This is a genomic window from Variovorax boronicumulans (assembly GCF_009811375.1).
Taxonomy (GTDB): Bacteria; Pseudomonadota; Gammaproteobacteria; order Burkholderiales; family Burkholderiaceae_C; genus Variovorax; species Variovorax boronicumulans.
Map to the genome: position 1 here is coordinate 3,627,567 of NZ_BKDH01000001.1, position 13,630 is coordinate 3,641,196.

The following is a 13,630-nucleotide window of genomic DNA, read 5'->3' on the forward strand; positions in this document are numbered from 1 at the left end:
CCTAGGTCGTTGTGTGGTGGAGCTGGGGGGATTTGAACCCCCGTCCGCAAGCCTTCATCGCGCAGTTCTACATGTGTAGTGATCTGATTTAAGTCTCGCTTCCGGAGTCGCGCAGTCACACGCTAAACCGGACGCCAGCACCCTATTTTCTCGCCCCGACCCAAGGTACCCGGATCGGAGCCAGCCCATGTAATTATCCTTGCAGCCGGGAGGTCAGGATTGCTCCAGACCCCCTTGCCCAGCCCATCGGCCAACTGTTGCAAGGCTCACTGGCAATTAAGCAGCGAGTGCGAAACGTTCGTCGTTTGCAGTTAGTTTGTTTGAATCTGTTTTACGAGCGCATTCAGCTCGACATGCCCCGCTGCGACTCCGAACCCACGTCGAAACCAGTGCAGCCCCAAGCGACTCATTTTAGGCGCTATTGAGTAACTTCAAGAGCTCCAGGGGCGAAGAGATTGAGGCATCGGCTTTCCACAGCGCCGCATCGGCCTGCGAACCCATGTAGCCGTAGGTGGCCGCCACGGTTCCCATGCCCGCGGCGCGGCCCGCGATGATGTCGCGCTCGTCGTCCCCCACGTAGATGCAGGCCTCGGGCACCACGCCGAGACGGCGCGCCGCCTCGTGCAGCGGTTCGGGGTGCGGCTTGGCGAACGGCGTGGTGTCGCCGCTCACGATCGCGCCCGCGCTCGCGAAGAGCGGCATCGCGGCGGTCAGCGGTTCGGTGAAGCGGGCCGACTTGTTGGTGACCACGCCCCAGCGCAGGCCGCGCTCGCGGATCGCCTCGATCAGCGGCGCCACACCGTCGAACACCAGGGTGTTGAGCAGCATGCGGCGTTCGTAGCCGACGTAGAACTCCTCGCGCAGCGCATCGAACTCCGGCGCATCGGGCGTGATGCCGAAGGCAATGCCGAGCATGCCGCGTGCGCCGGCGCCGGCCATCGGGCGGTAGCGCTCCAGCGGGTAAGGCGCCAGGCCGCGGTCGGTGCGCATCTTGTCGGCCGCCGCGCCCAGGTCGGGCGCGCTGTCGATCAGCGTGCCGTCGAGGTCGAACAGGATGGCCTGTGTGGTCGTGCTCCCGATCTTCATCATCCCTGCGCCTCCGGCAGCGCCGGCTTCTGGGTCGCGAACAGGTAGTTGACGCTGGTGTCGGCGCTGAGCCAGTAGCGGCGGGTCAGCGGGTTGTATTCCATGCCTCGGGTGTGGCGCAGGTCCAGGCTGGCAGCGCGGCAGTAGCCGGCCAGTTCGCTGGGACGGATCAGCTTGGGGTACTCGTGCGTGCCGCGCGGCAGCATACCCAGGACGTACTCGGCGCCCACGATCGCCAGCATGAAGGACTTCAGGTTGCGGTTGATGGTCGAGAAGAACACCCAGCCGCCCGGCTTCACCAGGGTGGCGCAGGCCTGGATCACCGATGCCGGATCGGGCACGTGCTCCAGCATTTCCATGCAGGTGACCACGTCGAAGCTGCCGGGCTGCTCGGCAGCCAGCGCCTCGGCACTGATTTCGCGGTACTTGACGCCGCGCGTCCCTGCTTCGAGGGCGTGCAGTTGAGCGACCTTGAGCGCCTTGGTCGCGAGGTCGACGCCCAGCACGTCGGCGCCCTTGCGCGCCATCGAATCGGCCAGGATGCCGCCGCCGCAGCCGATATCGACGACACGTTGCCCCGAAATAGGCGCAATACCGTCAATCCATTCCAGCCGCAATGGATTGATTTCGTGCAGCGGGCGGAATTCGCTCTCCAAATCCCACCACCGGTGTGCGAGTTCCGAAAACTTGGCCAGTTCGGCCGGGTCTGCATTCACGTTTTCTGTCATGGGGCAATTATGAAGCGAGCAAAGCCCGGCTCGAACGCAATGGGCTTGCCTCAGGCACGGCCGCAAATACGGCAGGCATAAAAAAACCCCGCCGAGGCGGGGTTTTCATTCGTCGATGGAATCGATCGATCAGTTGGCGCGGGTGCCAACCACTTCGATTTCCACGCGACGGTTCTTGGCGCGGCCTTCCTTGGTGCGGTTGTCAGCCACAGGCTGCTTCTCGCCCTTGCCTTCGGTGTAGACGCGGTTGCGTTCGATGCCCTTCGAGACCAGGAAGGCCTTGACGGCTTCGGCGCGACGCACCGACAGACGCTGGTTGTAGGCGTCGGTACCGATGGAGTCGGTGTGACCCACAGCGATGATGACTTCAAGGTTCACGCCACGGATCTTCTCGACCAGGTCGGTCAGCTTGGCGCGACCTTCGGGCTTCAGCACCGACTTGTCGAAGTCGAAGAAGGCGTCAGCAGCGAAGGTGACCTTCGAAGCAGCGACTTGAGCCGGGGGAGCCACGGGAGCCACGCCAGGAGCGGTGGGCACAGCAGCCGGAGCAGCCGGAACCAGGGCGCCGTCGCAACCGGCGGCAGCCGTTGCGGGCGTCCAGTTGGCATCGCGCCAGCACAGTTCGTTCGTGCCGTTCTTCCAGACCAGTTCGCCGGTGCCGTTTTGCCAGTTGTCGATCGTAGGACCGCCGTTCGCAGCGGTGACACGGGTCTGCGCGCCGGCGGCAGTGGCGAGCGCAGCGACTGCAAACATCATCGCCACTTTATTCAGTTTCTTCATGGTTCTCCTCTTGGGGAAAAAGCCGCAGCCGCGCTGCGAATCAAGGACGCTTTAAGTGACCACCACCCAAAACGTTGAGACGATTGTGCCATAGGGTCTTTGGCAAACAGGCCGCTGGACGCCCCTGAAGCGTAGGACGGAGGCGGAATAGAGCCCTTGTGTTGCGGCGGTGCGACACCCCTCACAGCGTAAAATTTCGCCTTCCTGCCGCCAGCCTCTTGCTCATGACCTCCTTCGCCAAAGAAACCCTGCCCATCAGTCTCGAAGAGGAAATGCGCAGCAGCTACCTCGATTACGCCATGAGCGTGATCGTCGGCCGGGCGCTTCCCGACGCCCGCGACGGCCTCAAGCCGGTGCACCGGCGCGTGCTGTACGCGATGCACGAGCTCAACAACGACTGGAACCGGCCGTACAAGAAGTCGGCCCGTATCGTCGGCGACGTGATCGGTAAGTACCACCCGCACGGCGACCAGTCGGTCTACGACACCATCGTCCGGCTGGCCCAGGACTTCTCGATGCGCCACATGCTGGTCGACGGCCAGGGCAACTTCGGGTCGGTCGACGGCGACAACGCCGCCGCAATGCGTTATACGGAAATCCGGCTGGCCAAAATTGCGCACGAAATGCTGGCCGATATCGACAAGGAAACTGTCGACTTTCAGGACAATTACGACGGCTCCGAAAAAGAACCGAAAGTTTTGCCCAGCCAGCTGCCGAATTTGCTGGTCAATGGCTCCGGCGGTATTGCGGTCGGCATGGCCACCAATATCCCGCCGCACAACCTGAATGAAGTGGTGGATGCCTGTCTGTATCTGCTGCGCAATCCGCAGGCGAGCATCGACGAGCTGATGGAAATCGTGCCGGCGCCCGACTTCCCCACCGCCGGCATCATCTACGGCATCAACGGCGTGAAGGACGGCTACCGCACCGGCCGCGGCAAGGTCGTGATGCGCGCCAAGTGCCACTTCGAGGACATCGACCGCGGCCAGCGCCAGGCGATCATCGTTGACGAGCTGCCCTACCAGGTCAACAAGAAGACGCTGCAGGAGCGCATGGCCGAGCTGGTGCACGAGAAGAAGATCGAGGGCATCAGCCACATCCAGGACGAATCCGACAAGTCGGGCATGCGCCTGGTGATCGAGCTCAAGCGCGGCGAAGTGCCCGAGGTGGTGCTCAACAACCTCTACAAGCAGACGCAGCTGCAGGACACCTTCGGCATCAACATGGTGGCGCTGGTCGACGGCCAGCCCAAGCTGTGCAACCTGAAGGACCTGATCGAGGTCTTCCTGCAGCACCGCCGCGAAGTGGTCACGCGCCGCACCGTCTTCACGCTGCGCAAGGCCCGCGAACGCGGCCACGTGCTCGAAGGCCTGGCGGTGGCACTGGCCAACATCGACGAGTTCATCCGCATCATCCGCGAATCGCCCACCCCGCCGGTCGCCAAGGCCGAGCTCATGACCCGCAGCTGGGACAGCAAGCTGGTGCGCGAAATGCTCACGCGTTCGCGCGCCGACGGCGGCGTGATCAACGCCGACGACTACCGCCCCGAGGGCCTCGAGCGCGAATACGGCATGGGCGGCGACGGCCTGTACCGCCTGTCGGAAACGCAAGCGCAGGAAATCCTGCAGATGCGCCTGCAGCGCCTGACCGGCCTGGAGCAGGACAAGATCGTTGCCGAGTACAAGGACGTCATGGCCGAGATCGACGACCTGCTCGACATCCTGGCCAAGCCCGAGCGCGTCTCGATCATCATTGGCGACGAACTCGGCGAGATCAAGCAGGAGTTCGGCCAGTCGAAGATCGGCGCGCGCCGCAGCCTGGTCGAGCACAGTGCCTACGACCTCTCGACCGAAGACCTGATCACGCCGACCGACATGGTCGTCACGCTCTCGCACAGCGGCTACATCAAGAGCCAGCCGCTGGGCGAGTACCGCGCGCAAAAGCGCGGCGGGCGCGGCAAGCAGGCCACGTCCACCAAGGACGACGACTGGATCGACCAGCTCTTCATCGCCAACACGCACGACTACATCCTGTGCTTCTCCAACCGCGGCCGGCTGTACTGGCTCAAGGTGTGGGAAGTGCCGGCGGGTTCGCGCGGCTCGCGCGGACGCCCCATCGTCAACATGTTCCCTCTGCAGGAAGGCGAGAAGATCAACGTCGCCCTCGCCCTCACCGGCGAGAAGCGCAACTTCCCGGCCGACCAGTACGTGTTCATGGCGACCTCGATGGGCACGGTCAAGAAGACGGCGCTCGACGAATTCAGCAACCCGCGCAAGGGCGGCATCATTGCCGTGAACCTCGATGAAGGCGACTACCTCATCGGCGCGGCACTCACCGACGGCAAGCACGACGTGATGCTCTTCAGCGACAACGGCAAGGCCGTGCGCTTCGACGAGGAAGACGTCCGCCCGCTGGGCCGCAACGCCCGCGGCGTGCGCGGCATGTCGCTGGAGCCCGGCCAGGGCGTGATCGCCATGCTGGTGGCCGAGGACGAGCAGCAAAGCGTGCTCACCGCCACCGAAAATGGTTACGGAAAACGCACAAGCATTACCGAATACACGCGTCATGGCCGCGGAACCAAAGGCATGATCGCGATTCAACAGAGTGAGCGCAACGGCAAGGTCGTTGCCGCCACGCTCGTTCATGCGGACGATGAGATCATGCTCATCACCGACAAGGGTGTGCTCGTGCGCACCCGTGTGGCCGAGATTCGCGAACTGGGTCGGGCGACGCAAGGCGTCACGCTGATCGGGCTCGACGAAGGCGCCAAACTCAGCGGGCTTCAACGCATCGTCGAAAACGACGCGAACGGCGAAGGTGAGCCGGACGCAGACGACACTTCCACATCTTCAACGGAGAATCCTCAGTGAAAAAACAACTCAAGCTCGCACTCCTGACCGCTGCCCTCGCCGGCTCGTCCATGGCCGCCATGGCCCAGGACAAGGCCACGCTGATCAAGCAGTTCATCGAGATCCAGCGCCCCGGCATCGAGTCGCTGGCACGCGGCCTGATCGAGCAGTCGAGCGCCCCCATCGCGCAAGCCGGTTCGCAGTACCTGCAGACCCAGGTGCCCGAAGCCAAGCGCGAATCCGCCGCCAAGGCCGCCGACGCCGAGCTGAAGAAGTACTTCGACGACGCCTACCCGCTGGTGCGCGACAAGGCCGTGCAGATCGCCCCTGGCGCCCTCACGCCCATCCTCGAGCAGAACTTCAGCGAAGACGAACTCAAGCAGCTGCTGGCCTGGATCAACTCGCCCCTGAGCAAGAAGTACCAGGAACTGAACCCGAAGATGCAGACCGCTCTGACGGAAAAGCTGGTGACCGAAACCCGCGCCACCATCGAACCCAAGATGCGCGCACTCGACACCAACGTCGCCAAGGCCCTCGGTGCTCCGACCGACGGCGCAGCAGCTCCCGCCAAGGCACCCGCTGCCAAGGCTCCCGCCAAGAAGTAAAGCAACGTGACCCAGCAGCAGACGCCGGCCGGCAAGCGCCCCTACAACTTTTCGGCCGGTCCGGCTGCCATGCCGGAGGCGGTGCTGCAACGCGCCGCTTCCGAGATGCTCGATTGGCAGGGCAGTGGCATGAGCGTGATGGAGATGAGCCATCGCGGCAAGGAATTCGGTGCCATCTGCACCCAGGCCGAAGCCGACATCCGCACGCTGCTGGCCATCCCCTCGCACTTTCACATCCTGTTCATGCAGGGTGGCGGCCTCGGCGAGAACGCCATCGTGCCGCTGAACCTGTCGCGCGGCGGCGTTGCCGACTTCGTCGTCACCGGCAGCTGGAGCGCCAAGTCGCACAAGGAAGCGCAGCGCTACTGCACCGCCCGCGTGGCGGCCAGCAACGCCGACAACCAGCACACAAAGCTGCCCGACCCCGCGAGCTGGCAGCTGTCCGGCGATGCCTCGTATGTGCACGTGTGCAGCAACGAGACCATCAACGGCATCGAGTTCCAGCAACTGCCCGACCTGGCCGCGCTCGGCAGCAAGGCGCCGCTGGTCATCGATTTTTCTTCCCACGTCGCCTCGCGCAGCGTCGACTGGAGCCGCGTCGGCCTGGCCTTCGGCGGTGCCCAGAAGAACCTCGGCCCCGCCGGCCTGACCATCGTGGTCGTGCGCGACGACCTGCTGGGCCACGCGCTCGAGATCTGCCCGAGCGCGTTCAACTACAAGACCGTGGCCGACAACCACTCCATGTACAACACCCCGCCGACCTGGGGCATCTACATGGCGGGGCTCACGTTCCAGTGGCTGCTGCAGCAGACCGAGGGCGCGCTCACCGGCGTTGCCGCCATGGAGCAGCGCAATGTCGAGAAGGCGAAGCTGCTGTACGACTTCATCGACGGCTCCGACTTCTACGCCAACCGCATCGACGCCAACTGCCGTTCGCGCATGAACGTGCCGTTCTTCCTGGCCGACGAGGGGCGCAACGAGGCCTTCCTGGCCGGCGCGCGCGAAGCTGGGCTGCTGCAGCTCAAGGGCCACAAGTCGGTCGGCGGCATGCGCGCGAGCATCTACAACGCCATGCCGTTGGCAGGGGTGCAGGCCTTGGTGGCCTACATGAGAGAATTCGAGCGATCGCATGCGTAGGCGCATGCCCTGTTGCTCGCACCGATGACCGCCTCTGCCCCCACACCACCCACCACCCCCGACAATTCCGAAAGCTTGGCCGGTCTGCGCGTGCAGATCGACTCCCTCGACCAACGGCTGCTGAGCCTGCTCAATGAGCGCGCCCATGTGGCCGAGTTGGTCGGCGAGGTCAAGAAGCGCGAAGGCACGCCCTTCTTCCGCCCCGACCGCGTCGCCGCGGTCATCGACAAGATGCAGAAAAGCAATGGCGGTCCGCTCAAGGACCTCCATGTCGCGGCCATCTGGCGCGAGATCATGTCGGCCTGCCTGGCACTCGAATCGCCCCAACGCGTGGCCGTGCTCGGCCCCGAGGGCACCTTCTGCGAACAGGCCGCCATCGAGTACTTCGGCGGCGCCGCCGACCTGATCTACTGCGCCAGCTTCGACGAGGTGTTCCACGCCACCGCCGCGGGCAGCGCCCAGTACGGCGTGGTCGGCGTCGAAAACTCGACCGAAGGCGTGGTCACGCGCTCGCTCGACCTGTTCCTGCACTCGCCCACCCATGTCGTCGGCGAAGTCAGCCTGCTGGTGCGCCACCACCTGATGCGCAGCAGCAACTCGCTCGAAGGCGTCGAGGCCGTGCTGGCCCATCCGCAGGCGCTGGCGCAGTGCCAGACCTGGCTGTCCAAGCACCTGCCCAACGCCGAGCGGCGCGCCGTGTCGAGCAACGCCGAAGGCGCACGCCTCGCGGCCACCAATCCGGCCTGGGCCGCGCTGGCCGGCGAACGCGCCGCCACCCGCTTCGGCCTGCACATCGTGGCGCACGCCATCCAGGACGATTCGTACAACCGCACCCGCTTCTCGGTGATCTGCCTGCCGCAGACGCTGGCCATGCCGCCGGCTTCGGGCAAGGACTGCACGAGCCTGATCGTCTCGGTGCCCAACCGCCCCGGCGCGGTGCACGACCTGCTGGTGCCGCTGAAGGCCAACAACGTCTCGATGACGCGCTTCGAGTCGCGCCCCGCGCGCACCGGCCAGTGGGAGTACTACTTCTACATCGACCTCGACGGCCACCCCTCGCAGCCCAACGTGGCGGCGGCGCTGGCCGAACTGCGCGGCCTCTGCGCCTTCTACAAGGTGCTCGGCGCCTACCCGATCAAAGCCTGAGCCGAACGGACCGACGCGATGTTCGAGCAACTGGGATTGATCGGCTGCGGCCTCATGGGCGGCTCCTTTGCGCTCGCGCTCAAGCGCGCGAAGCTGGTGAAACGCGTGGTGGGCTACAGCAAGTCGCCCTCCACCACCGAGCGGGCGCGCCAGCTCGGCGTGATCGACGTGGCGGCGCCCTCGGCGCTGCTGGCGGTGTCGGGTGCCGACATCGTGCTGCTGGCCGTGCCGGTGGCCGCCTCGGAAGCCACCTTCAAGGCCATCCGCCACGGCATCTCGGCCGACACGCTGGTGATGGACGTGGGCTCGACCAAGGGCGACGTGATCGAGGCCGCGCGCAACGGCCTGCAAAAGCAGTTCGCCAGCTTCGTGCCGGCGCATCCGATCGCCGGCAAGGAAGTCTCCGGCATCGAGCATGCCGAAGCCTCGCTCTTCACCGGCCGCCAGGTCGTGCTGACCCCCGTCAAGACCACGCTGCGCTCCAACGTGCAGCGCGCCTCGCAGGTGTGGAGCGGCATCGGCGCCAACGTCGTCACCATGACGCACGAAGAGCACGACGCCGCCTTCGCCGCCGTGAGCCACCTGCCGCACCTGCTGGCCTTTGCCTACACCAACGCCCTCATCGGCCAGCCGCAGGGCGACCGCTTCCTGAGCCTCGCGGGACCGGGCTTTCGCGACTTCTCGCGCATCGCCGCCAGCGACCCCGTCATGTGGCGCGACGTGCTGCTCGCCAACCGCGAACAGGTGCTGCAGCAGTCGCAGGCCTTCCGCAAGGCGCTGGAAGACCTCGAAGCACTGATGACCGCCGGCGACCTGCAGGGCCTGGAGCAATCCATCGCCGCCGCCAGCAAGGCGCGCGCCGCCTGGCGGCCGAATTCGAGCACCGACGCTCTGGCCCAGCAGGACAGCTGACATGTTCTCGACCGCCTTCCTCGACCTCCCGCCCCTCGCGGGCGCCGCCGGCACGGTCCGGCTGCCGGGCTCCAAGAGCATCTCCAACCGCGTGCTGCTGCTGGCTGCGTTGGCCAGCGGCACCACCACGATCCACGACCTGCTCGATTCCGACGACACGCGCGTGATGCTCGACGCGCTGCGCGCGCTGGGCTGCGGCATCGAGCCGGCCGGCAGTTCGCTGCGCATCACGGGCCTCGGCGGCCAGTTGCCGCCGTCGCTGGGCGCAACGCTGCTGCCGCTGTTCCTGGGCAACGCCGGCACCGCCATGCGTCCGCTGACGGCGGCGCTGTCGCTGCTCGGTGGCGAGTTCGAACTCAGTGGCGTGCCGCGCATGCACGAGCGCCCGATCGGCGACCTGGTCGACGCCCTCACGCAGCTCGGCTGCCGCATCGACTACCTCGGCAACCCCGGCTACCCGCCGCTGCGCATCCACCCCGTGTCGCACGACGAACTGGCGCTTGGCGCGCCGATCCGCGTGCGCGGCGACGTGTCGAGCCAGTTCCTGACCGCCCTGCTGCTGGCGCTGCCGCTCGCGGCGGCCCACGACATCGTGATCGAGGTCGTCGGCGAACTGATTTCCAAGCCCTACATCGAGATCACGCTGAACCTGCTGGCGCGCTTCGGCATCACGGTGCAACGCGACGGCTGGGAGCGCTTCACCATCCCCGCCGGCAGCCGCTACAGCTCGCCGGGCGAAATCCACGTCGAGGCGGACGCCTCGTCTGCTAGCTATTTCATAGCGCTCGGCGCTATTGCGACGGGCGTTTCGGGGCAGAACGGCATCCGTATCGAAGGTGTCGGCGCGGCCTCGATCCAGGGCGACATCCGCTTCATCGACGCCGCCCAACAGATGGGCGCGCGGGTCGACAGCGGCCCGAACTGGCTCGAAATCCGCCGCGGCGCCTGGCCCCTGAAGGCCATCGACCTCGACGCGAACCACATCCCCGACGCCGCCATGACGCTGGCCGTCATGGCGTTGTACGCCGACGGCCCCACCACGCTGCGCAACATCGCGAGCTGGCGCGTGAAGGAAACTGACCGCATCGACGCCATGGCGAACGAGCTGCAAAAGCTCGGCGCCACGGTCGAGGCCGGCCCCGATTTCATCCGCGTCCACCCCCTGCCCGCCGCCGGCTGGCGGCCCGCCAGCATTCGCACCTACGACGACCACCGGGTCGCCATGTGCTTCTCGCTCGCGGCCTTCAACCCGGCCGGCGTGCCGGTGCGCATCCTCGAGCCGCACTGCGTCGCCAAGACCTTCCCCGACTACTTCGAGACCCTCTTCTCGGTGGCCGAGGCCGCCGAAGTGCCCGTGATCTGCATCGACGGCCCGACCGCCTCGGGCAAGGGCACGCTGGCCGCCGAGGTGGGGCGCCTGCTGGGCTACCACTACCTCGATTCGGGGTCGCTGTACCGCGTGACCGGGCTTGCCGCGCGCCGCGCCGGCCTGGAGGCCAACGCTGCGAACGAAGCGCAGATCGCCGCCCTCGCCGCCGCCCTGCCCCTGCAGTTCACCGAGGGCAAGGTGCTGCTGGCCGGCGAAGACGTGAGCGACGACATCCGCACCGAAGCCGCCGGCATGGACGCCTCCCGCGTCTCCGCGCTGCCGGCCGTGCGCGAGGCGCTGCAAGACCTGCAACATCGCTTTCGCCGCCTGCCCGGCCTGGTGGCCGACGGGCGCGACATGGGCACCGTGATCTTCCCCGACGCGGCCCTCAAGGTGTTCCTCACGGCGGGTGCCGCCCAGCGCGCCGAACGGCGGCATAAGCAGTTGATTTCAAAGGGTATTTCGACTACACTCGACAGTCTTCGCTCCGACTTGGAAGCACGTGACGCCCGGGACTCTTCCCGTAGCGTCGCCCCTCTGAAGCCGGCGCAGGACGCTCGCCACCTCGACAACTCCCAGCTGTCCATCGAACACTCGATCGACACGGTGTTGAACTGGTGGCAGCAGGTTCAACCGTTCAAGTCCGCTTGAGCGAATTGAAGTGCAGCCTTTCAAGTCCGCTTGAAAGGCTTGCGTCTCCCGGGTGTTCCGGGAGGCGCCTACCGCTCCAGCAGGCTCCTTCCGCGCGACAGCGCACCGGCCTGCTGGTTGTTCAACCAACCGGGCTCACGCCCACAACCTAACCGCCGTCTACAGACCCACAGCAGCCGCACGCAATTTCGCAAGAGCGCCTGCCAACCCTGCCTGACGGAAGGAACCATAAATGTCTGAATCTTTTGCCGACCTATTCGAAGAGTCCCTGAAGCGTTCCGAAATGCGCAGCGGCGAGGTCATCACCGCCGAAGTCGTGCGTGTCGAACACAACCACGTCGTCGTCAACGCCGGTCTGAAGTCCGAAGCGTATGTGCCGATCGAAGAGTTCAAGAACGACAAGGGCGAACTCGAAGTCCAGGCCGGCGATTTCGTTTCCGTTGCCATCGGCAGCGTTGAAAACGGCTACGGCGACACCATCCTCTCGCGCGACACCGCCAAGCGTCTGGCTTCGTGGCTCGCCCTCGAGAAGGCCCTGGAATCGGGCGACTTCGTCACCGGCACCACCAGCGGCAAGGTCAAGGGCGGCCTGACCGTCCTGGTCAACGGCATCCGCGCGTTCCTGCCGGGTTCGCTGATCGACACGCGTCCGATCAAGGACCTGACCCCGTACGAGAACAAGACCCTCGAATTCAAGGTCATCAAGCTCGATCGCAAGCGCAACAACGTCGTGCTGTCGCGCCGTGCCGTGGTCGAAGCCAGCATGGGCGAAGAACGCGCCAAGCTGATGGAAACCCTGAAGGAAGGCGCTGTTGTCCGTGGCGTGGTCAAGAACATCACCGAATACGGTGCGTTCGTGGACCTCGGCGGCATCGACGGCCTGCTGCACATCACCGACATGGCATGGCGCCGTGTTCGCCACCCGAGCGAAGTCGTTCAGGCCGGCCAGGAAATCACCGCCAAGATCCTCAAGTTCGACACCGAGAAGAACCGTGTCTCGCTGGGTCTCAAGCAAATGGGTGACGACCCGTGGATGGGCGTTTCGCGCCGCTACCCGCAATCGACCCGCCTGTTCGGCAAGGTCACGAACATTGCCGACTACGGCGCGTTCGTCGAACTCGAACCCGGCATCGAAGGCCTGGTGCACGTCTCCGAAATGGACTGGACCAACAAGAACATCGCTCCGAACAAGATCGTCTCGCTGGGCGACGAAGTCGAAGTCATGGTCCTGGAAATCGACGAAGACAAGCGCCGCATCAGCCTGGGCATGAAGCAGTGCAAGGCCAACCCGTGGCAAGAGTTCGCTCAGAACACGAAGCGTGGCGACCGCGTCAAGGGCCCGATCAAGTCGATCACCGACTTCGGCGTGTTCGTGGGTCTGGCTGCCGGCATCGACGGCCTGGTGCACCTCTCGGACCTCTCGTGGAACGAAACCGGCGAAACCGCCGTTCGCAACTACAAAAAGGGCCAGGAAGTCGAAGCGATCGTGCTGGCTGTCGACGTCGACCGCGAACGCATCTCGCTGGGCATCAAGCAGCTCGACAGCGATCCGTTCACCACGTTCACCACCGTGAACGACAAGGGCCAGATCGTGACCGGCAAGGTCAAGACCGTGGACGCCCGCGGCGCTGAAATCGACCTCGGCGAAGACATCATCGGCTACCTGCGTGCTTCGGAAATCTCGCGCGACCGCGTCGAAGATGCCCGCAACGTGCTCAAGGAAGGCGACGAAGTCACGGCCATCGTGGTGAATGTGGATCGCAAGACCCGCAACATCCAGCTGTCGATCAAGCAGAAGGACATGGTCGACGAACAAGGCGCCATGGCCAGCCTGAGCCAGCAGTCGGCACGCGAAAACGCGGGCACGACCAGCCTGGGCGCCCTGCTGCGCGCCAAGCTCGACAACAGCGACAACAAGTAAGCTGAGTCCGAAGACAGAGGCAGGCCCCCGGGGCCGCTCTGTCTTTTTTTTCGTCCACGTTTTTCGTTTATGTTTGGCCTATGACCCGCTCAGACCTCGTCGAAGAACTCGCAGCCCGTTTCGCGCAGCTCACGCACCGCGATGCCGAATACGCCGTCAAGACCATCCTGGACGCCATGAGCGACGCGCTGGTGCGTGGCCACCGCATCGAGATCCGTGGCTTCGGCAGCTTCTCGGTCAACCGCCGTCCGCCGCGCATCGGCCGCAACCCGCGTTCGGGCGAGAGCGTGCAGATTCCCGAGAAGCGCGTGCCGCACTTCAAGCCGGGCAAGGCGCTGCGCGAAGCCGTCGACGCGAAGACCGCCGAGCTCGATGCAGGCAAGGAAGCCGCAGGCCGCAAGGCCTGATGCAAATGAATGCAAACGTAGAATGCTCCCGGCAACGGG

The 13,630-nt window shown here is 65.4% G+C and carries 11 protein-coding genes and 1 other RNA gene; 8 read left to right on the forward strand and 4 right to left on the reverse strand.

What is annotated here, in order from left to right:
- Positions 1-14: 14 nt before the first annotated feature.
- The 4 genes from ssrA to ompA all read right to left on the reverse strand — a co-directional run bounded on the left by ssrA (position 15) and on the right by ompA (position 2,594).
- Positions 15-399, reverse strand: a transfer-messenger RNA (tmRNA) gene (gene ssrA / locus VHAB30_RS16650).
- A gap of 12 nt (positions 400-411) precedes the next feature.
- A complete protein-coding gene (locus VHAB30_RS16655; RefSeq protein WP_174250225.1) occupies positions 412-1,086 on the reverse strand; it encodes an HAD family hydrolase in 675 nt (224 codons plus the stop codon).
- Complete coding sequence (gene ubiG, locus VHAB30_RS16660; RefSeq protein ID WP_070064006.1) at positions 1,086-1,814, reverse strand: bifunctional 2-polyprenyl-6-hydroxyphenol methylase/3-demethylubiquinol 3-O-methyltransferase UbiG; 729 nt, start codon at positions 1,812-1,814, stop codon at positions 1,086-1,088. The genes VHAB30_RS16655 and ubiG overlap by 1 nt, the downstream gene beginning before the upstream one ends.
- A 129-nt stretch (positions 1,815-1,943) precedes the next feature.
- Positions 1,944-2,594, reverse strand: a complete 651-nt coding sequence (gene ompA / locus VHAB30_RS16665) for an outer membrane protein OmpA (RefSeq protein WP_070064005.1) — start codon at positions 2,592-2,594, stop codon at positions 1,944-1,946.
- 224 nt (positions 2,595-2,818) lie between these two features.
- On the opposite strand from ompA, the gene gyrA reads away from it, so the two are divergent.
- The 8 genes from gyrA (at position 2,819) to VHAB30_RS16705 (ending at position 13,591) form a co-directional block, all read left to right on the forward strand.
- Positions 2,819-5,464 carry a DNA gyrase subunit A gene (gyrA, locus tag VHAB30_RS16670; RefSeq protein WP_062468652.1) on the forward strand — a complete coding sequence of 882 codons (2,646 nt, stop codon included), beginning with the start codon at positions 2,819-2,821 and terminating at the stop codon, positions 5,462-5,464.
- Positions 5,461-6,048 carry a DUF2059 domain-containing protein gene (locus tag VHAB30_RS16675; RefSeq protein ID WP_235926701.1) on the forward strand — a complete coding sequence of 196 codons (588 nt, stop codon included), beginning with the start codon at positions 5,461-5,463 and terminating at the stop codon, positions 6,046-6,048. Before gyrA ends, VHAB30_RS16675 begins: the two co-directional genes overlap by 4 nt.
- Positions 6,049-6,054: 6 nt before the next feature.
- The gene (gene serC, locus VHAB30_RS16680) at positions 6,055-7,185 is read left to right on the forward strand and encodes a 3-phosphoserine/phosphohydroxythreonine transaminase (RefSeq protein WP_159277825.1); all 1,131 of its coding nucleotides are present in this window, start codon (positions 6,055-6,057) and stop codon (positions 7,183-7,185) included.
- A gap of 24 nt (positions 7,186-7,209) precedes the next feature.
- On the forward strand, positions 7,210-8,331 hold the full coding sequence (gene pheA / locus VHAB30_RS16685; protein ID WP_062468655.1) for a prephenate dehydratase: 1,122 nt from the start codon (positions 7,210-7,212) through the stop codon (positions 8,329-8,331).
- Between the two features lie 18 nt (positions 8,332-8,349).
- The gene (locus tag VHAB30_RS16690; protein WP_159277827.1) at positions 8,350-9,243 is read left to right on the forward strand and encodes a prephenate dehydrogenase; all 894 of its coding nucleotides are present in this window, start codon (positions 8,350-8,352) and stop codon (positions 9,241-9,243) included.
- 1 nt (position 9,244) lies between these two features.
- A complete protein-coding gene (locus tag VHAB30_RS16695; protein ID WP_159277829.1) occupies positions 9,245-11,263 on the forward strand; it encodes a bifunctional 3-phosphoshikimate 1-carboxyvinyltransferase/cytidylate kinase in 2,019 nt (672 codons plus the stop codon).
- 232 nt (positions 11,264-11,495) lie between these two features.
- A complete protein-coding gene (gene rpsA / locus VHAB30_RS16700) occupies positions 11,496-13,184 on the forward strand; it encodes a 30S ribosomal protein S1 (RefSeq protein ID WP_062468664.1) in 1,689 nt (562 codons plus the stop codon).
- A gap of 80 nt (positions 13,185-13,264) precedes the next feature.
- Positions 13,265-13,591 (forward strand): integration host factor subunit beta, encoded by a 327-nt coding sequence (locus VHAB30_RS16705; RefSeq protein ID WP_056582668.1) that lies wholly within the window; start codon positions 13,265-13,267, stop codon positions 13,589-13,591.
- The last annotated feature ends 39 nt before the right edge of the window (positions 13,592-13,630 follow it).